Origin of the sequence: Pseudomonas sp. HS-18 (assembly GCF_020401845.1) — a bacterium.
Taxonomy (GTDB): domain Bacteria; phylum Pseudomonadota; class Gammaproteobacteria; order Pseudomonadales; family Pseudomonadaceae; genus Pseudomonas; species Pseudomonas nitroreducens.
Genome location: NZ_CP084413.1, coordinates 3,581,457 through 3,598,878 on the forward strand (window position 1 = coordinate 3,581,457; position 17,422 = coordinate 3,598,878).

The window sequence follows — 17,422 nt, forward strand, 5'->3', positions numbered from 1 at the left end:
GCGCCCCGCTCGCGCCATGCACAGGCACCCTGGAGAATTTGCAGTGCTGTTATGGTCCACCGACCTGTACAGATCCTTCCTCACCAGAATCGGACCCTCGGATGCTGTTGCTCGACCCCACCTCGGACACTCCCCTGGTCACCCAGATCGTCGACGGCATCGCCCAGGCCATCGACGAGCAGCGCCTGCGTGCAGGCGCCAAGCTGCCCTCGATCCGCAAGTTCGCCCAGGCCAACGGCGTCAGCCACTTCACCGTGGTCGAGGCCTACGACCGGCTGGTGGCGCGCGGCTGCCTGAACGCGGTGCCCAATGCCGGCTTCTACGTGCGCGGCCCGGCGCTCGAGGACAGCGCCAGCGCCGAGGCACCGACGGAATTCGACTTCGACGCGCACCTGCTGCTGCACAAGGTCTTCCAGCCGCTGGGCATGGAGATTCGCCCCGGCGTCGGCCTGCTGCCGGAACACTGGCTGGATGGCGAAGGCCTGCAGCGCGGGCTGCGCAGCCTGGCGCGGGAAGAGCCGACGCAGTTCGGCAACTACGGCCACAGCAAAGGCAACCTGAAGCTGCGCGGCAAGCTCGCCGACCGCATGGGCGACGCCGGCGTCGCCGCCAATCCCGAACAGATCCTGCTGACCGCCGGCGCCAGCCAGGCGCTGGACCTCACCGTGCGCTACCTGGTGCAGCGCGGCGATCCGGTGCTGGTGGACGAACCCGGCTACCACAACCTGTTCCTCAACCTGCGCCTGCAAGGTGCGCAACTGCTCGGCGTGCCGCGCAGCGCCGACGGGCTGGACCTCGACCGCCTGGAGCAACTGGCCCGCGAGCACCGGCCCAAGGTCTATTTCACCCAGGCGCGCCTGCAGAGCCCCACCGGCGGCAGCCTGTCCCTGGCCGCCGCGCACCGCCTGCTGCAACTGGCGGAAAGGTACGATTTCCTCATCGTCGAGAACGATATCTACGCCGACCTCGACCCGGCCGGCCAGATGCTGCTGGCCAACCTCGACCAGCTGGCGCGGGTGATCTACATCGGCAGCCTGTCGAAAGTCATTGCACCGGCACTGCGCACCGGTTTCATCGCCGCCCACCCGGAGCTGATCGAAGAGCTGGTGCCGCTGAAGATGGTCAGCGGCCTGACCAGCTCGGAACTCACCGAAACCCTGGCCCTGGACATCCTCCTGCAAGGCCGCCACCGCAAGCACGTACGGCAGTTGCGCGACCAGCTTGGCGAAGCCCACGACAGCGTGGCGCGGCGCCTGGAAGCAGCCGGCCTGGAAGTCTTCCACGAACCCCGCGCCGGGCTGTTCCTCTGGGCCCGGCACCGCGCGGTGGACGATGCCACCCTGCTCGCCAGCCGCGCCAAGGAAGCGAAGATCCTGCTGTTCCCCGGCCAGCTGTTCATGCCCGATGGCCGCAGCGTGCCGTGGATGCGCTTCAACGTGGCGCATTCCCTGGATGAGCGGCTGTACGCTTTTCTTTCCCGGCAGGGCTGAAGACGGTCACAAAACTCGCGGCAGCCAAGTCCAAGGAAGAAGAGCCGGAATTTCCCCGGCCACGTCAGGAGGACACCGTGAAGTTCCCAGCCATCGAACCCGAGCAACTGCAACGCGCCCGGCAGGGCGAACCCGCTGCCCTCGACGCACTGCTGCTGGCCTTGCAGGCGCCGGTGTACAACCTCGCCCTGCGCATGCTCGGCCGCCGCGAAGACGCCCAGGACGCCAGCCAGGAAATCCTCCTGCGCATCACCACGCACCTCGCCAGCTTCCGTGGCGACAGCCAGTTCTCCACCTGGGCCTTCCGCATCGCCAGCAATGCGCTGCTGACCGCGCGCACCAAGGTCCGCGAGACGCCCACCGTGTCGCTGGACGCCCTGGCCGACAAGCTCGACCTCGGCCTGCGTCTGGCCCAGGCCAACGAGCGCCCGCTGGAGCCAGCGGACAAGCTGGCCGCCGAACGCATCGCACTGGCCTGCACCCAGGGCATGCTGATGTGCCTGGAGCGTGAACAGCGCCTGGCCTACGTGCTGGATATCGCCTTCGGCCTGGATTCGGAAACCGCCGCCGCCGTGCTGAAGGTCGAACCGGCGACCTACCGCAAGCGCCTGTCACGGGCGCGCCAGCGGCTGGACGACTTCATGCAACAGCATTGCGCTCTGGTGAATCCCCAGGCGCCCTGCTCCTGCGAGCGCCAGGCGCTGGCCCTGCCGGCCGGCGTGAACGACACCCGCAAGGCCGAAAGCGAACTGCTTGCCCTCACCCGCCTGGCCGACGCAGCGGCGGTATTCCGCGCGCACCCGGATTACCAGGTGCCGCAACGGGTGATCGAAACCGTGCGCGCCGTGCTGCAGCAGCACACCGGAGGCTGGCAATGAACGCTTTCGCCGATCTGGGCTATCCCGAGGGCTTCCAGCCACTGCAACGGCGCAACCCGCTGCTGGACCTGCTCGGTCCCTTCCTGGTGCGTGGCGAAGGCGATTCGCTGGAACTGGGCCTGCTGCTGGACGAACGCCACACCAACAGCCGCGGCGGCGTGCATGGCGGCATTCTCGCTACCCTGGCGGACATCGGCATGGGCTACGCCATGGCCTTCTCCGTCCAACCACCACAGCCGCTGGTCACCGCCACCCTGACCCTGGACTACGTTTCCAGCGCCCAGGTCGGCGACTGGCTGAGCATCCGCCTGCTGCACAGCCGGCGCGGCAGGCAGATGGCTTTCGCCAATGCGCTACTGTCGGTGGACGACAAGGTGGTCGCCCAGGCCAGCGCGGTGTTCGCGGTGCCGGCGCAGCGCTGAGCCGCCGGATATCGCCGCAAATATCGCCAGAGTCCGCGCAAGGCCTTAGACTTGCCGCCCATCAGCAACCGCCAGCAAGAGATCACTATGGGCGCCCAGTGGAAAGCCAAACATAAAGAAGTCGCCGCCAACGCCAAGGGCCGCGTGTTCGGCAAACTGTCGAAGGAAATCATGATCGCCGCGCGCAATGGCGCCGACCCGGACATGAACCCGAAACTGCGCCTGGTCGTCGAGCAGGCGAAGAAGGCCTCGATGCCCCGCGATACCCTGGAGCGCGCGATCAAGAAGGGCGCCGGCCTGCTGGATGGCGCCGCCACCTTCGAGCGCGTGGTCTACGAAGGCTTCGCGCCGCACCGCGTGCCGGTGATCGTCGAGTGCCTGACCGACAACGTGAACCGCACCATCGCGGAAATCCGCGTGCTGTTCCGCAAGGGCCAGCTCGGCGCCTCCGGCTCGGTAGCCTGGGACTTCGATTACCTGGGCCTGGTCGAGGCCACCCCGGCCAGCGCTGACGCCGACCCGGAACTGGCCGCCATCGAGGCCGGCGCCCAGGACTTCGAGCCGGGCGAGGAAGACGGCGACACCCTGTTCCTCACCGACTCCACCGACCTTGACGCCGTCTGCCGCGCCCTGCCCGAGCACGGCTTCACCGTTGCCTCGGCCAAACTCGGCTACAAGGCGAAGAACCCGGTCAGCCTGTCCGGCGCGGAACTGGAGGATGTCGAAGCCTTCCTCGACGCCCTGGACGGCAACGACGACGTGCAGAACCTTTACGTCGGCCTGGCGTAACGCAGAACGGGCGGCCCATTGGCCGCCTGTTTTCTTTGTAGACCGCGCATCCCGTAGGGCGCATATCGCCCCAAGCGTTATCCGTCGTCCTGCATACGGCGGATGAATCGTACCGATTCACGCGCCCTACGCTTTCCGTCCCATCAACACTTCCTGGCTGCTCTCGGCCTTCTCGCGCAGGAAGTCCCAGGTCGTGCGCATCCGCGCGATGTCCTTGAGCTCCGTGGGCATCAGCATCCAGAACGTCCGCACGAACTCGATCTCGCCAGCCAGCACCGGCTGCAGCGACGGGTCTTCGCTCGCCGCGAACGCCGGCAGGATCGCCAGACCCGCGCCCTCCGCCACCGCCCGCTGCTGGGCGAGGATGCTGGTGCAGCGCAGCGCCATGTGCAGCGGCCGGCCGATCTCGTCGAGGTATTGCAGTTCCTTGCTGTACAGCAGGTCGTCGACATAGCCCACCAGCGCGTGCTCGCGCAGGTCGTCGCGCGTGCGGATCGGCCCGCGTTCGGCCAGGTAGTCCTTCGAGGCGTAGAGCCGCAGCACGTAGTCGGTCAACCGGGTGATCAAGTAAGGACCGCGACCGGGCCGCTCCAGGGTGATCACGATGTCCGCCTCGTGACGTGACAGCTGTAACGCACGCGGCACCGCCAGCAAATCGACGCCCAGGTGCGGGTGGCGCTGGTTCAGCTCCACCAGCTGTGAGGTCAGCAGCGTCGAACCGTAGCCCTCGGTGGCGCCGATGCGCACCTTGCCGGAGAGGTTGTCCTCGGTGCCGGCCAGGCGTTTCTCGATCACCTTGCAGGCGCTTTCCATCGCCTCGGCCTGGGGCAACAGACCATGCCCGGCTTCGGTCAGCCGATAGCCTGCGGGCTCGCGCACCAGCAATTGTGCGCCGATGCTTTTCTCCAGTGCCTGCAGGCGGCGGGCCACCGTGGTGTGGTCCACGCCCAGGCGCCGCGCCGCTACCGTGAGTTTGCCGGCACGAGAGAGTTCGAGGAAAAACCGCAGGTTGTCCCAGTCCATGTGCGCTCCTGTGCGCCACCTCTATCTGCAAAAATGCAGACCATACTTGCACATCACCTCATTGAGCACATCAAAAATGCACTGTTAGGATCGGACCACACAAGAACAAAGCCTTCAGGCTGGGAGAACCACGATGACTGCACCTGCCGTCCCGACCGTCAAACTCTTCCTCGACGGCAAGCCCGTCGAGTCCACCACCGCCGAATGGCGCGAGGTGATCAACCCCGCCACCCAGGAAGTCCTCGCCCGCGTGCCCTTCGCCACGCCCGAAGAAGTGGAGCGCGCGGTGGCCAGCGCCAAGGCCGCGTTCAAGACCTGGAAGAAGACCCCCATCGGCGCCCGCGCACGAATCTTCCTCAAGTACCAGCAACTGATCCGCGAGAACATGAAGGAACTGGCGGCCATCCTCACCGCCGAACAGGGCAAGACCCTGCCCGACGCCGAAGGCGACGTGTTCCGCGGCCTGGAGGTGGTCGAGCACGCCTCGGCCATCGGCAACCTGCAACTGGGCGAGCTGGCCAACAACGTGGCCGGCGGTGTGGATACCTTCACGATCCTGCAGCCCATCGGCGTGTGCGCCGGCATCACCCCCTTCAACTTCCCGGCGATGATCCCGCTGTGGATGTTCCCGATGGCGATTGCCACCGGTAACACCTTCGTCCTCAAGCCCTCCGAACAGGACCCGATGGTGACCATGCGCCTGGTCGAACTGGCCCATGAGGCCGGCGTGCCGCCGGGTGTACTGAACGTCATCCATGGCGGCCCGGACGTGGTGAACGCCATCTGCGATCACCCGGACATCAAGGCCGTCTCCTTCGTTGGCTCGACCCGTGTCGGCACCCACGTCTACAACCGCGCCTCGCTGGCCGGCAAGCGCGTGCAGTGCATGATGGGCGCGAAGAACCACGCCGTGGTGCTGCCCGACGCCAATAAGGAACAGACGCTGAACGCCATTGCCGGCGCCGCTTTCGGCGCCGCCGGGCAACGCTGCATGGCAGTCTCGGTGGCGATCCTGGTGGGCGAAGCCAACGAATGGATTCCCGACCTGGTGGCCAAGGCCAGGACCCTGAAAGTGAGTGGCGGCACCGAGGCCAACACCGACGTCGGCCCGCTGGTTTCCTGCGCGGCGCTGGACCGCGTCAGCGGCCTGATCGAGCGCGGCACCCAGGAAGGCGCCACGTTGGAACTGGACGGCCGCAATCCGCAGGTCGTCGGCTACGGCAAGGGCAACTTCGTCGGCCCGACCGTGTTTTCCGGCGTTACCCCGCAGATGACCATCTACCGCGAGGAAATCTTCGGCCCGGTGCTTTGCGTCGTGTCGGTCAAGACCTTCGACGAGGCCATCGAGTTGATCAACGCCAACCCCAACGGCAACGGCACCGCGCTGTTCACCCGCTCCGGCGCTGCCGCACGGCACTTCAAGGAGGAAATCGACGTCGGCCAGGTGGGCATCAACGTGCCGATCCCGGTGCCGGTACCGCTGTTCTCCTTCACCGGCTCGCGCGGCTCCAAGCTCGGCGACCTCGGCCCATACGGCAAGCAGGTGGTGCAGTTCTACACCCAGACCAAGACCGTCACCGAACGCTGGTTCGACGAGAATGAGGTCGGTGGTGCGGTGAACACCACCATCAATCTGAAGTAAGACTGCCCGCCCGCCTGCCCCGAGCCGGCCCGGACTTCAGCAGGGATGCTGGTCCGGATTCGGCACCACGCGGGCGGGCACCCTTTCCGGCGCTCCGACCACGGAGCGCTTCCAGTACAAGAAGAAGAGGAAATCCCCATGCGCATCGGTTTCATCGGACTCGGCAACATGGGCGGGCCCATGGCCGCCAACCTGCTCAAGGCCGGCTTCGACCTGAGCGTCTTCGATCTTTCCGCCAAGGCCGTGGAGGCCGCCGTAGCCTTGGGCGCACGCGCGCTCGGCTCGCCAGCCGAAGTGGCTCGCGACGACGTCGAGGTGATCATCACCATGCTGCCGGCCGCCGCCCATGTGAAGCAGGTGTTCCTCGGCGACGATGGCCTGCTGGCCAACGTGCAATCCGGCGTGTTGCTGATCGATTCGTCCACCATCGACCCGCTGAACGCCCGCGAGGTCTCCGCCGCCGCCCTCGCCCACGGCAACCCCATGCTCGATGCCCCGGTTTCCGGCGGGACGGCTGGCGCCGCAGCGGGCACCCTGACCTTCATGGTCGGCGGCGAGCAGGCCGACTTCGAGCGCGCCCGCCCGGTGCTGGCCGCCATGGGCAAGAACCTCGTGCACTGCGGTGGCGCCGGCAACGGCCAGGTGGCCAAGGTGGCGAACAACCTGCTGCTGGGTATCTCCATGATCGGCGTAGCGGAAGCCATGTCCCTGGGCGTGAAGCTGGGTATGGACGCCGAAGTGCTGGCCGGCATCATCAACACCTCCAGCGGCCGCTGCTGGGCCTCGGAGATCAACAACCCGCTCACCGGGGCCCCGGCGGCGCGCGGCTACAGCGGCGGCTTCGGCACCGACCTGATGCTCAAGGACCTGGGCCTGGCCAGCGAGGCCGCGCGACAGATCCGCCAGCCGGTGCTGCTTGGCGCATTGGCCCAGCAGCTGTTCCAGACCTTCAGCAACCAGGGCAACGGCCAGCTGGACTTCTCGGCGATCGTGAAGCTGTACCAACAGGGCTAGGTCCGCCAGGGCGTTCCGCTTTTCTGTAGGAGCGAGCTTGCTCGCGAACCTCTTCGCTACGAGGCCGGTTCGCGAGCAGGCTCGCCTCTACAAAGGTCCCACTCCGCGACACGTCGCCCAAGCCTTCATCTCGGCTATCATGCGCGCTCCGCCCCACCGGATGCCGCCGCATGATCCTCCGCCCGCAAACCCCGACACTCTGGGTCCTGCTGTTCTCGCTCAAGGGATCGATCATCCCGGCCATCTGGCGCAAGGTGCTCTACACCGTGCTGCTGAGCTCCCTGGTAGTAGCCACCCACGGCACGCTCTACCACTACAAGGTGATCATCACCTCTACGCCATTCACCCTCTGGGGGCTGACGCTGGCGATCTTCCTCGGCTTTCGCAACAACGTCGCCTACCAGCGCTTCTGGGAGGCGCGCACGCTCTGGGGCGAGCTGCTGATCGTGACGCGCAACCTGGCGCGGCAGACCCGTTCGCTGCTGCCCGACCTCGATGCCGATGGCCGCCGCCAGCTGTGCAAGAAGCTGATCGCCTTCGGCTACACCCTGCGCGACCAGCTGCGCGGCACCGAACAAGGCGACGACGTGAAACGTGTGCTGGGCGACGCCGCCGCAGCATTCGCCCATCGCCGCAACCCGGCAAACGCCCTGCTGGCGGACCTTGGCCAGCGCTTCGCCGACCAGGGCCGCGCGGCGGGCGCCAGCGACATCACCCTGGCCGCCATCGACCAGCAGATGACCCGCCTGTCGTACGTGCTGGGCGGCTGCGAGCGGATCAGCAACACGCCGATTCCCTACCCCTACATTCTGATGCTGCACCGCATCGTGCACGTCTACTGCTTCCTGCTGCCTTTCTGCCTGGTGGACAGCATCGGCTGGTTCACTCCGCTGGCCGTCTGCGTGCTGGCCTACACCTTCTTCGGCCTGGATGCCCTGGGCGACCAGATTGCCGACCCGTTCGATACCCAACCCAACGATCTGCCGCTGGACGCCATGAGCCGCAACCTGGAAATCACCGTGCTGGAAATCCTCGGTGAAACCGACCTGCCCGAACCGCTGAAACCGGTGGACGGCCTGCTGCTCTGAGCCAGCCCTGAGGACCCGAGAATGAGCCATCTGAAAGACGTACCGCTGAACAAGGCCTACCTGCTGCTCAACCACGGCCCGAGCACCATCGTCACCTGCGAGCACCAGGGCACGGCCAACGTCATGGCTGCCGCCTGGGTCATGCCGCTGGACTTCGACCCGCCCAAGCTGATGCTGGTGCTCGACCGCAACACCTGGTCACGTCATCTGGTGGAAGGCTCCGGCGCTTTCGTCATCCAGCTGCCAACGCGCCAGCAGGCCGAGCTGACCCTGGCGGTGGGATCGAGCAACGGCGGCGAGGGCAACAAGTTCGAGCAACTGGACATTGGCGTTTCGCGTGCGAAGCAGGTCGACGCACCGGTGGTCGATGGCTGTGTCGCCTACCTGGAATGCAAGGTGATCAGCGAGCCGCACAACCAGGAGAAATACGACCTGTTCATCGCCGAGGTGGTCGCCGCCTACGCCGATGAGCGCGCCTTCTCCAACGGTCGCTGGCATTTCCCCAGCGACGAGTTGCGCACCATCCATTACCAGGCCGGCGGCGCCTTCTTCGCCACTGGCGAGGCGTTCCAGGTCAGCCGGGGCTGACCGGCTGCCAGGCGGCCGGCGCCGAGCCCAGCTCGGAGGCCGGCAACTCCCAGAAGAGCGGCGAACCGGCGACCTGCAACGGCGGGCGCAGGCGGCGGGCATGGCCCCAGGGCGTGGCTTCGATGCCCGGCGCCAGATCGGCCGCGGTTTCCGCCCCCAGCTCCGCCTGGTTCGGCGGCGCGGCACCCGCCTCCAGCAGGAACTGCGCTGTCCGCGCCAGCGACAGCCGCCAACGGCTGCCCCGGCCGCTGCGCCGGCGCTCGGCCAGCCCGCGCAAGGCGGCGGCAGCAATCAGGTAGCCGGTCGCGTGGTCGAGCGCCTGAACGGGCAAGGGTACGGGCTTTTCCTCGCCACGCCACACGCGCCCAGCTTCGGCAATGCCGCTGCTCATCTGCACCAGGCTGTCGAAGCCGCGTCTTTCGCACCATGGGCCGGACCAGCCATAGGCATTCAGGCTGACGTCCACCAGCCCCGGTGCGATGGTGCGGCGCACGTCGGCACCGAAACCCAGGCGTTCCAGGGCATCGGCCCGATAGCCGTGGACCAGAACGTCGGCGCTGGCGAGCAGCGCCTGGAAACGCTCGCGACCTGCCGGCTGGCGCAGGTCCAGCCGCGCGCACTGCTTGCCCAGGGTGACTTCCGGCACCACGCCGGGCTCATCCCAGTCCGGCGGGTCGATGCGCAGTACCTCGGCACCGAAGCCGGCGAGGAATCGGGTGGCGACCGGGCCGGCCAGTACACGGGTCAAATCGAGCACCCGCAGGCCGGCCAGCGGGCGTTCGCGGTCGATCTCGATGTCCAGGGAGGGTCCGGACACCAGTTGGATATCGCGCAACACGAGAGGCTCGCGAGCCACGGCGATGCCTTGCGGGTGCTGTTTCCAGGCATCCCATGAGCGCATCTCGGCCGCGCAGCCGCCCTCCCTGACGATCGCCAGTTCCAGCTCGCCCGCCGCCCAACCGGCCACCGCGCTGGCGACCTGATCGCGCTGATTCTCGACGCCGAGGACCCGGAGTGCGACGGCGCGGTGGTGCGGCGCATTGGTGTGCAGGCGAATCCAGCCGTCGCGTGTGCGGTAGTTACCGGCAATGGCATCCCAGAGGTCGGGCACTGTCCAGCCCTGAGGCCGCAAGGAGGTGGAGAACCAGAAGGAGGCCAAACGGCGGTCCACGACCATGGAGGTCGCCGTGCCACCTTCCGGCTCCAGCCACTCGCCCAGTGCCAGCCCGGCGCTGGCGATGCTGGCGGCGGCCAGCTCGGTGACGAAGAATGCCGAAGGCAGGGAGCCTTCGCTGCGAGGGGCCAGGTGGCTCAGGCGTTCGGCCTGGCCGCCGAGGGCTGTCCAAAGTCGTTCCGCAAGAACCCGCTGCATCTCTATCTCCGCCTTTCCGTGGAGCTTCACCTTAGCCGCAGAGCGTCTGGCGGGCGAGCCGACCTTGGTCGGCAGGCAATAAAAAGCCCGCAATCAAGCGGGCTTTTCGATGGGGAGCTAATCCCTTAGCTGGTTTTCATCCTCTGCCCCTGGGTGTGAAAAAAACGTGAAGAGAGGGCCAGCCGAAACATTTTGTCGGAGATCGGATTTCTGGAAGCTGATGCTCAGCTCGAATAGTCCAGCGCGGTCCAGACGCGGCTGAGCCCATCGCTGATCCGGCAGCCCGAAAGGTCGTCCGCTTCGCCCTGCGGGGACAGCCGCACGGTGGAGTCGCCCTCGCCTTCGGTCAACCATTGCAGGCGCCCGCAGTTGGGCGTGTCGATCACGTAGCTGGCAGCGATCGCCGAGCGCTCCTTCGGCAGACGGATGGCATCGCGTACCGTGCCGCGCTCCTCGATGCGCTTGCCGTCAGCCACCAGAACGGCCCAGGCCTCCTTGCCCTCGATGATGAGGTAGGCGCCATTGGCGCGCGGGACATCCGCCTGGGGCTGGGCGCAACCCGCAAGCATCGCCACACCGGCACAAAGCATCAGTTTCTGCAGCATCGCCATCGCTCCTGTTCGTCGAGCAATGCCCGCCAGGCCACTGGCGACGGGCACTTCAAGGTTTCTGTCAGACCGCGAGAGGGATACTAGGAGAAAATACTGTTCATGCATACAGTATTTTGCGAAAATTTTTTAAACCTCGACGAAAGGCCATAGTCCATTGGCTACGTCGATCACCTCGAATCACAGGGCATGGGCCTGAAACCCATTGAGGAGCAAGCGATGGTGAGTATCCATCAGCTGAAGTACACGGTGAACCACATGGCCATCGAGGAAGTCAGCGAAGCCGTGGCGGAACTGCTGTTGGAGGGGTTGGTCACAGAGGGCAAGACGCCTTTCAGCCGTACCCACTTCAACCTGTGCTTCGCGGAAATCGAGGCCCTGATGCAGCGCGCCGGCTATCACCGCCCGCTGGATGTGGTGGGTTACCAGGGCCAGGCCTACGCCATGTTCGACCCCAGCCGCTGGGATGCCGTGGAGGTGCTGCGCTGGCTGAAGGAGTACGTCGAGGAATCGAAGGCGCTCAGCACTGCCTGAGTGCGCAGGCGTTTTCGCAGGTTGCGGTTGCGGGAGCAGCGACTTGCGAAGGCCTATCAGGCGCACTAATGTCCCATGCACTTTTCCCGCTTGCCGAATCAAGGACGATTCCATGAGCGCCTCCTCCGACGACAGCTGGCTCTGGGCCTACCGCAAACTCCGTAGCTGGGATGTGGGCCGGGTCAGCTCGGCGTTTCTCGCCACACTCTTCCATTGGCGCGGCGATACCGGGCTGTTCTACAGCCACGGCGGCCTGCGTAAATCCCGCCTGACGCGCGACGACCTGGTCGACTGACCCGGCTCACTGCTGCTGATAATTGCCGTTGCCTCGCGGATAGACCGCGCCATTGGGGTATTCGATGCTCTGTCGGATGCCGCCGCTGCCCTGGTCGATGATGACCGTGTTCGAACGCGTCTCGCCGTAGCCACTGGGCACCCGCACGCCACCATAGCTGTCATTGCGTTGCCAGCTGGACGAGCTGCCTACGCTACCGCTTGCCCCCGGGCTGACATAGATGCGCTGGATCACCGGCGGCGACTGCTGCCATTGCGTCTGGTTCTGATAGCGCGGCGCACTTTGCGATTGCGCCTCCTGCCCGGTGAACTTCTGCGCGAAGGCTGGCATGGCCAATGCGAGGCAGGCGATCGCCGCCAAGGTTCTGCGCTCAATCATGATGATCATCCCGGATGACGGAAAGGTTCAGCTTACCAAGCCTTGTATACCTCGAGCAGGCCGCGCACAAAGATACTTTAATCATTTTATATCAATGACTTGCAAGAATATATTGATGTCCAATCTCTGATATATGCCCCGCAAGATGCACGACAGATGCGGCCGCCACCCGCAGCAGGGGAAAACTCATTAAAACATCGTGATAGCGCTTGTTCTTAAAGTAATTTAGACAACTTAATTTACTTTAAAATCATGACGTTACGAGCCATTTATGAAGCAAGTTGAAAAGATTGGAAGCTCCATTGCCAAGCGTTCCCAGTCGCCATAAGCCCTGCGCACCACATCGGGCGTTTCTCGTCACGCCACAGCCTTGCCATTCCATTGCCACGATTGGCAATTCTTTCCCAATCAGTAAGATGCAGCGACTTTCGTAAGGAATGCCTCATGTTCGGACGCTGCCTGGCCCTGCTGCTGATCCTCGCTGTTCCCACCGTTGCCTCTGCTGCCGCCCCGCGCACCTTCGAGGAAGCCAAGAAGGTCGGGCGCAAGCTGTACGCCCGCCAATCGGTGGAGTTCTATTGCGGCTGCCGCTACAACGGCACCAAGGTCGACCTGAAGAGCTGCGGCTACACCCCGCGCAAGAATGCCAACCGCGCCTCGCGCATCGAGTGGGAGCACATCGTTCCCGCCTGGGTGATCGGCCACCAGCGCCAATGCTGGCAGAGCGGCGGGCGCAAGAACTGCTCGCGCAATGACCGGGTGTACCAGAAGGCCGAGGCGGACCTGCACAACCTGGTGCCGAGCATCGGCGAAGTGAACGGCGACCGCGCCAACTACAGCTTCGGCTGGCTGCAGCAAAAGCCCTCGCAGTACGGCGCCTGCCCGATGGTGGTGGATTTCAAGGCACGCAAGGCCATGCCCCGCCCGCAGATTCGCGGCATGATCGCCCGCACCTACTTCTATATGAGCGACCGCTACGGCCTGAAGCTCTCCAACCAGGACCGCCAGCTGTTCACCGCCTGGAGCAAGCAGTACCCGGTGGAAGCCTGGGAGCGCCAGCGCAACCAGATGGTCGGCTGCGTAATGGGCTGGGGCAATCCCTACGTCGGCCCGATCGAGAACGATCGCTGTCCGGCGCCGAAAGTGGCCTGGCGCTGAAGCCTGGCGACAGCCGCAGATACCCGCAGTAGACTCCGACGGCCGTCCACCGTGACGAGCTCACCTTCATCTGTCTGGAGTACGCAGCATGTCCCTCTCGATCTACCAGGCTTCCGTTCCCGTCTTCATCCGCATGCTCGGCAATCTCTCGGCGATTCTCGCCAAGGCGGCCACCCATGCCGAAGCCAAGTCCATCGACCCTTCCGTCCTGATCAACGCCCGTCTCGCCCCGGACATGTTCGCCCTGGGGCGCCAGGTGCAGATAGCCTCCGACTCCGCCAAAGGCGCCGGCGCGCGCCTGGCCGGTGTCGAGGTACCGAGCTTCGCCGATGACGAAACCACCTTCGCAGAGCTGCAAGCGCGCATCGCGAAGACCATCGACTTCCTCAAGTCCCTGAAGCCCGAGCAGTTCGAAGGCGCCGAAAACCGCACCATCGAGCTGAAGCTGCGTACTCGCGAAGTCAGCTTCAAGGGCTCGGACTTCCTGCTCGGGTTCGTCAACCCGAACTTCTATTTCCACATCACCACAGCCTACGACATCCTCCGCCACAATGGCGTGGAAGTCGGCAAGATGGACTATCTCGGCGGCGTCTGACCGCCCTGGGCGCCGGCATCCCGGCGCCTTTTCAGCCGCGCGGCAGGGGCAATGTGGTGGTGGACTTGATCTCCGAGAGCGCCACGATGGAGTTGATCTCCTGCACGCCCGGCACCTGGGACAGTCGCTCGAAGAAGAAGCGCTCGTAAGCCTCCACATCCTCCGTCACGATGCGCAGCATGAAGTCGACCGCGCCCATCAGGACGTGGCACTCCAGCACCTCGGGGAACTCCTGCATGGCCTGCGCAAAATCCGTCAGGTGATTGCGCCCATGGGCGTTGAGTTTCACCTGGGCGAATATCTGGGTGTTCAGGCCGATCTTCTTGCGATCCAGCAGAGTCACCTGCTTGCGGATCACACCCTCGTCCTTCAATCGCTGAATTCGGCGCCAGCACGGCGATTGCGACAGGCCGATGCGCTCAGCGATCTCGGCCGTCGAAAGCGTTGCCTCCTCCTGCAGTAACTCGAGGATCCTGCGGTCTTGGGCATCCAGCGATATGGGCATATACAAACCTCAAATACCAGCAATAAAGACTTATTAATGCACAAATAAGTCACCTATTGCAGAAATCAGGCAAATAATTCCTCCGGCGCGCCCGCAGAATATTCTTCACCTCTCCTGCATCGGCCAGCCGCCATGACACTCCCCGCACTCCAACTCGTCGAACTCCCCCCGCTCCCACAAGACCGCCCCGTCCCCACCGCAGTGGCCGCCGACGTGCGCTACCTGATTCGCGCCGAGATCGATGCCGACATTCTCTGTCGCCTGCTGAACCTGTTTGCACTGCAGGGCCACGTACCGGCCGAGGTGGAATCCTCCCGTCGGGAAGACTGGCTGGACATCGCCCTGCGCGTGAACACGCTGCCGCGCTATCGCGCCGAGGTGATCGCCCAGCGCATGCGCGGAATGGTCAGCGTGTGCTCGGTGGACCTGCATGTACAGGGAGCAGAAACTGTCCTTTCAGCGACATAAGCTGACTTTCTGGCGTTAGCCGGCACATCCTCGCAGGCTTAGAGTGCGAACCTGACCTTCGTGGTCTTTCACACACAACAACGATGAGAGATGTGCCCATGGCTCGCCCACGCCTGCTCCCCGACAACTTCACCCTGGCGCTGATCGCCACCGTGACCGTTGCCAGCCTGCTGCCCTGCGAAGGCACCGCTGCCGTGATTTTCGGCTGGATCACCAACCTGGGCATCGCGCTGCTGTTCTTCCTTCACGGTGCCAAGTTGTCGCGCCAGGCGATCATCGCCGGCGCCACCCACTGGCGGCTGCACCTGCTGATATTCTCCTGCACCTTCATCCTCTTTCCCCTGCTCGGCCTGGCGCTCAAGCCCGCATTGTCGCCCCTGGTGACCCCGGACCTGTACCTGGGCATGCTGTATCTCTGCGCCCTGCCCGCCACCGTGCAATCGGCTATCGCCTTCACGTCGCTGGCACGGGGCAATATCCCGGCGGCTATCTGCAGCGCATCGGCCTCCAGCCTGCTGGGCGTCTTCGTCACGCCGCTGCTCGTGCAGTTGCTGATCGGCGCCCATGGCGATACCGGAATGTCGACGCTGGACGCCATCGGCAAGATCACCCTGCAACTGCTGGTGCCCTTCATTGCCGGCCAGCTGCTGCGCCCGTGGATCGGCGCCTGGGTGGAGCGGCACAAGCCGGTCCTGCGCTACGTGGACCAGGGATCGATTCTGCTGGTGGTCTACACCGCCTTCAGCGCCGCCGTCATTCAGGGCCTGTGGCACCAGGTTCCGCTTCCGGCGCTGGCCGGCCTGGTCGTGGCCTGCTGCGTGCTGCTGGCACTGGCGCTGGTCGCCACCAACCTGCTGGGGCGCTGGCTGGGCTTCTCCCTGGAAGACAGGATTACCATCATCTTCTGCGGCTCGAAGAAGAGCCTCGCCACCGGCGTGCCCATGGCCTCGGTGCTGTTCGCCAGCAGCACCGTCGGTGTGATCCTGCTGCCACTGATGCTGTTCCACCAGATCCAGCTGATGGTCTGCGCCGTGCTCGCCCAGCGCTACTCCCAGCGCCAGGAAGACGGCCACGCACCGCTGGAGCGCGCCAACTGACGGCGCCCCGCCCGCAAAAAAGCCGGTGCATCTGCACCGGCTTTTTCATTTCCGCCAGCGCCGTCAGGCACCGACCGGGGTACGCAGCGTCACGAACTCTTCCGCCGCGGTCGGGTGAATGCCGATGGTTTCATCGAACACCCGCTTGGTTGCTCCAGCCTTGAGCGCAATGGCGATGCCCTGGAGGATTTCTCCGGCTTCCGGGCCGACCATATGGCAACCCAGCACCTTATCGGTGTCGGCATCGACGATCAGCTTCATCAGGGTCCGTTCCTGGCACTCGGTGAGCGTCAGTTTCATCGGACGGAAACGGCTCTCGAACAGCTTCACCCGGTGTCCGGCGCTGCGCGCTTCATCTTCGGTCAGGCCGACCGTGCCGATGTTGGGCAGGCTGAATACAGCGGTGGGAATCAGCTTGTAGTCTACCGGGTGGTATTCCTCCGGACGGAACAGCTTGCGCGCCAACGCCATGCCTTCGGCCAGTGCCACGGGGGTCAACTGCACCCGGCCGATCACATCACCGATGGCATGGATCGACGGCTCGCTGGTGCAATAGACCTCATCGACCTTGATGTAACCACGATCATCCAGCTCGACCGAGACATTCTCCAGGCCCAGGTTGTCCAGTTGCGGACGGCGGCCGGTTGCGTAGAACACGCAATCCGCCTCCAGCACGCGACCATCCTTGAGCGTCGCAGCGAGGCTGCCGTCGGCCTGCTTGTCGATGCGTGCGATGTCGCTGTTGAACTGCAGGTCCAGCCCCTTCTTCGTCAGCTCGTCGCGCAGGTGCTCGCGTACGCTGCGATCGAAGCCACGCAGGAACAAATCCTTGCGGTACAGCAGCGAAGTCTGCGCCCCCAAGCCGTGGAATATGCCGGCGAATTCCACGGCAATGTAACCGCCGCCGACCACCAGCACCCGACGCGGCAGTTCCTTGAGGAAGAAGGCCTCATTGGAAGAGATCGCGTGCTCCTTGCCGGGAATGTCCGGCACCTGCGGCCAGCCACCGGTGGCAATGAGGATGTGCTTGGCACGGAAACGCTGGCCGTCGACTTCCACGGTGTGCGCATCCTGCAGCCTGGCATGTCCCTCCAGCAGCGTGACGCCGCTGTTCACCAGCAGATTGCGGTAGATGCCATTGAGGCGATGGATCTCGCGATTCTTGTTGGCGATCAGTGTCGGCCAGTCGAACTTCGCTTCACCCAGGGTCCAGCCAAAGCCGGCAGCCTGCTCGAAGTCCTCTTGGAAATGCGCCCCGTACACCAGCAGCTTCTTCGGCACGCAACCGACGTTGACGCAGGTACCGCCCAGGTAGCGGCTTTCCGCCACCGCCACCTTGGCGCCAAAGCCCGCGGCAAAGCGCGCAGCACGCACACCGCCGGAACCCGCACCGATGACGAACAGGTCGAAATCGAAAGACATCATGGATCTCCGCTTGGATATGACAGGCAGCATACCTCATGACGCCTGACCTATCC

General features: G+C 64.9%; 20 protein-coding genes. 14 read left to right on the forward strand and 6 right to left on the reverse strand.

What is annotated here, in order from left to right; translation table 11 throughout:
* Nucleotides 1–101: 101 nt before the first annotated feature.
* From LDJ84_RS16710 to LDJ84_RS16725, 4 genes are all read left to right on the forward strand, one after another.
* The gene (locus LDJ84_RS16710; RefSeq protein WP_065085214.1) at nt 102–1,490 is read left to right on the forward strand and encodes a PLP-dependent aminotransferase family protein; all 1,389 of its coding nucleotides are present in this window, start codon (nt 102–104) and stop codon (nt 1,488–1,490) included.
* A gap of 77 nt (nt 1,491–1,567) precedes the next feature.
* Entirely contained in the window at nt 1,568–2,368 is an 801-nt protein-coding gene (locus tag LDJ84_RS16715) for an RNA polymerase sigma factor (RefSeq protein WP_226045075.1), read from the forward strand.
* Nucleotides 2,365–2,790: a PaaI family thioesterase gene (locus tag LDJ84_RS16720; protein WP_226045076.1), complete on the forward strand. Its 426-nt coding sequence runs from the start codon at nt 2,365–2,367 to the stop codon at nt 2,788–2,790. The genes LDJ84_RS16715 and LDJ84_RS16720 overlap by 4 nt, the downstream gene beginning before the upstream one ends.
* A gap of 87 nt (nt 2,791–2,877) precedes the next feature.
* A complete protein-coding gene (locus LDJ84_RS16725; protein WP_226045077.1) occupies nt 2,878–3,579 on the forward strand; it encodes a YebC/PmpR family DNA-binding transcriptional regulator in 702 nt (233 codons plus the stop codon).
* A gap of 126 nt (nt 3,580–3,705) precedes the next feature.
* Here the strand turns inward: LDJ84_RS16725 and LDJ84_RS16730 are convergent, their stop codons facing one another.
* Entirely contained in the window at nt 3,706–4,602 is an 897-nt protein-coding gene (locus tag LDJ84_RS16730; RefSeq protein ID WP_024764402.1) for a LysR family transcriptional regulator, read from the reverse strand.
* 133 nt (nt 4,603–4,735) lie between these two features.
* Here LDJ84_RS16730 and LDJ84_RS16735 point away from each other — a divergent pair, with 133 nt between their 5' ends.
* The 4 genes from LDJ84_RS16735 to LDJ84_RS16750 all read left to right on the forward strand — a co-directional run bounded on the left by LDJ84_RS16735 (nt 4,736) and on the right by LDJ84_RS16750 (nt 8,934).
* A complete protein-coding gene (locus LDJ84_RS16735; RefSeq protein ID WP_037010572.1) occupies nt 4,736–6,244 on the forward strand; it encodes a CoA-acylating methylmalonate-semialdehyde dehydrogenase in 1,509 nt (502 codons plus the stop codon).
* Nucleotides 6,245–6,382: 138 nt separating this feature from the next.
* Nucleotides 6,383–7,258: a 3-hydroxyisobutyrate dehydrogenase gene (mmsB, locus tag LDJ84_RS16740; RefSeq protein ID WP_024764400.1), complete on the forward strand. Its 876-nt coding sequence runs from the start codon at nt 6,383–6,385 to the stop codon at nt 7,256–7,258.
* A gap of 170 nt (nt 7,259–7,428) precedes the next feature.
* Nucleotides 7,429–8,346, forward strand: coding sequence for a bestrophin family protein (locus LDJ84_RS16745; RefSeq protein ID WP_226045078.1), 918 nt, complete (start codon nt 7,429–7,431; stop codon nt 8,344–8,346).
* Nucleotides 8,347–8,367: 21 nt separating this feature from the next.
* A complete protein-coding gene (locus tag LDJ84_RS16750) occupies nt 8,368–8,934 on the forward strand; it encodes a flavin reductase family protein (RefSeq protein ID WP_169887184.1) in 567 nt (188 codons plus the stop codon).
* On the opposite strand, the gene LDJ84_RS16755 is transcribed toward LDJ84_RS16750, so the two are convergent.
* Both LDJ84_RS16755 and LDJ84_RS16760 read right to left on the reverse strand, forming a co-directional pair.
* The gene (locus LDJ84_RS16755; protein WP_226045079.1) at nt 8,921–10,306 is read right to left on the reverse strand and encodes a CoA transferase; all 1,386 of its coding nucleotides are present in this window, start codon (nt 10,304–10,306) and stop codon (nt 8,921–8,923) included. The genes LDJ84_RS16750 and LDJ84_RS16755 overlap by 14 nt on opposite strands.
* Before the next feature lie 224 nt (nt 10,307–10,530).
* Entirely contained in the window at nt 10,531–10,911 is a 381-nt protein-coding gene (locus tag LDJ84_RS16760) for a hypothetical protein (RefSeq protein ID WP_196912179.1), read from the reverse strand.
* A 222-nt stretch (nt 10,912–11,133) separates the two neighbouring features.
* Between LDJ84_RS16760 and LDJ84_RS16765 the strand changes: the two genes are divergently transcribed.
* Both LDJ84_RS16765 and LDJ84_RS16770 read left to right on the forward strand, forming a co-directional pair.
* Nucleotides 11,134–11,448 (forward strand): hypothetical protein, encoded by a 315-nt coding sequence (locus LDJ84_RS16765; protein ID WP_024767174.1) that lies wholly within the window; start codon nt 11,134–11,136, stop codon nt 11,446–11,448.
* 112 nt (nt 11,449–11,560) lie between these two features.
* Nucleotides 11,561–11,743: a hypothetical protein gene (locus LDJ84_RS16770; protein ID WP_024767173.1), complete on the forward strand. Its 183-nt coding sequence runs from the start codon at nt 11,561–11,563 to the stop codon at nt 11,741–11,743.
* Between the two features lie 6 nt (nt 11,744–11,749).
* Here the strand turns inward: LDJ84_RS16770 and LDJ84_RS16775 are convergent, their stop codons facing one another.
* Nucleotides 11,750–12,121, reverse strand: coding sequence for a hypothetical protein (locus tag LDJ84_RS16775; protein ID WP_226045080.1), 372 nt, complete (start codon nt 12,119–12,121; stop codon nt 11,750–11,752).
* A 444-nt stretch (nt 12,122–12,565) separates the two neighbouring features.
* Here LDJ84_RS16775 and LDJ84_RS16780 point away from each other — a divergent pair, with 444 nt between their 5' ends.
* A complete protein-coding gene (locus LDJ84_RS16780; protein WP_037009886.1) occupies nt 12,566–13,279 on the forward strand; it encodes an endonuclease in 714 nt (237 codons plus the stop codon).
* Between the two features lie 88 nt (nt 13,280–13,367).
* Entirely contained in the window at nt 13,368–13,874 is a 507-nt protein-coding gene (locus LDJ84_RS16785) for a DUF1993 family protein (RefSeq protein WP_024767171.1), read from the forward strand.
* A 31-nt stretch (nt 13,875–13,905) separates the two neighbouring features.
* On the opposite strand, the gene LDJ84_RS16790 is transcribed toward LDJ84_RS16785, so the two are convergent.
* Nucleotides 13,906–14,379 carry an Lrp/AsnC family transcriptional regulator gene (locus tag LDJ84_RS16790; RefSeq protein ID WP_037009888.1) on the reverse strand — a complete coding sequence of 158 codons (474 nt, stop codon included), beginning with the start codon at nt 14,377–14,379 and terminating at the stop codon, nt 13,906–13,908.
* A 213-nt stretch (nt 14,380–14,592) separates the two neighbouring features.
* Between LDJ84_RS16790 and LDJ84_RS16795 the strand changes: the two genes are divergently transcribed.
* Together LDJ84_RS16795 and LDJ84_RS16800 are read left to right on the forward strand one after the other, a co-directional pair.
* Complete coding sequence (locus tag LDJ84_RS16795; RefSeq protein ID WP_226045081.1) at nt 14,593–14,847, forward strand: hypothetical protein; 255 nt, start codon at nt 14,593–14,595, stop codon at nt 14,845–14,847.
* Nucleotides 14,848–14,945: 98 nt separating this feature from the next.
* Nucleotides 14,946–15,944, forward strand: a complete 999-nt coding sequence (locus LDJ84_RS16800; protein WP_065085207.1) for a bile acid:sodium symporter family protein — start codon at nt 14,946–14,948, stop codon at nt 15,942–15,944.
* A gap of 63 nt (nt 15,945–16,007) precedes the next feature.
* On the opposite strand, the gene gorA is transcribed toward LDJ84_RS16800, so the two are convergent.
* Nucleotides 16,008–17,366, reverse strand: coding sequence for a glutathione-disulfide reductase (gorA, locus tag LDJ84_RS16805; protein WP_226045082.1), 1,359 nt, complete (start codon nt 17,364–17,366; stop codon nt 16,008–16,010).
* Nucleotides 17,367–17,422 lie beyond the last annotated feature (56 nt).

Coding starts and splice junctions, on each gene's coding strand:
- LDJ84_RS16760 (WP_196912179.1), bottom strand. CDS start 10,911: ATGCTGCAGAAACTGATGCTTTGTGCCGGTGTGGCGATGCTTGCGGGT.
- LDJ84_RS16765 (WP_024767174.1), top strand. CDS start 11,134: ATGGTGAGTATCCATCAGCTGAAGTACACGGTGAACCACATGGCCATC.
- LDJ84_RS16775 (WP_226045080.1), bottom strand. CDS start 12,121: ATGATTGAGCGCAGAACCTTGGCGGCGATCGCCTGCCTCGCATTGGCC.
- LDJ84_RS16800 (WP_065085207.1), top strand. CDS start 14,946: ATGGCTCGCCCACGCCTGCTCCCCGACAACTTCACCCTGGCGCTGATC.
- mmsB (WP_024764400.1), top strand. CDS start 6,383: ATGCGCATCGGTTTCATCGGACTCGGCAACATGGGCGGGCCCATGGCC.
- LDJ84_RS16755 (WP_226045079.1), bottom strand. CDS start 10,306: ATGCAGCGGGTTCTTGCGGAACGACTTTGGACAGCCCTCGGCGGCCAG.
- LDJ84_RS16790 (WP_037009888.1), bottom strand. CDS start 14,379: ATGCCCATATCGCTGGATGCCCAAGACCGCAGGATCCTCGAGTTACTG.
- LDJ84_RS16720 (WP_226045076.1), top strand. CDS start 2,365: ATGAACGCTTTCGCCGATCTGGGCTATCCCGAGGGCTTCCAGCCACTG.
- LDJ84_RS16735 (WP_037010572.1), top strand. CDS start 4,736: ATGACTGCACCTGCCGTCCCGACCGTCAAACTCTTCCTCGACGGCAAG.
- LDJ84_RS16725 (WP_226045077.1), top strand. CDS start 2,878: ATGGGCGCCCAGTGGAAAGCCAAACATAAAGAAGTCGCCGCCAACGCC.
- gorA (WP_226045082.1), bottom strand. CDS start 17,366: ATGTCTTTCGATTTCGACCTGTTCGTCATCGGTGCGGGTTCCGGCGGT.
- LDJ84_RS16785 (WP_024767171.1), top strand. CDS start 13,368: ATGTCCCTCTCGATCTACCAGGCTTCCGTTCCCGTCTTCATCCGCATG.
- LDJ84_RS16770 (WP_024767173.1), top strand. CDS start 11,561: ATGAGCGCCTCCTCCGACGACAGCTGGCTCTGGGCCTACCGCAAACTC.
- LDJ84_RS16745 (WP_226045078.1), top strand. CDS start 7,429: ATGATCCTCCGCCCGCAAACCCCGACACTCTGGGTCCTGCTGTTCTCG.
- LDJ84_RS16730 (WP_024764402.1), bottom strand. CDS start 4,602: ATGGACTGGGACAACCTGCGGTTTTTCCTCGAACTCTCTCGTGCCGGC.
- LDJ84_RS16780 (WP_037009886.1), top strand. CDS start 12,566: ATGTTCGGACGCTGCCTGGCCCTGCTGCTGATCCTCGCTGTTCCCACC.
- LDJ84_RS16750 (WP_169887184.1), top strand. CDS start 8,368: ATGAGCCATCTGAAAGACGTACCGCTGAACAAGGCCTACCTGCTGCTC.
- LDJ84_RS16710 (WP_065085214.1), top strand. CDS start 102: ATGCTGTTGCTCGACCCCACCTCGGACACTCCCCTGGTCACCCAGATC.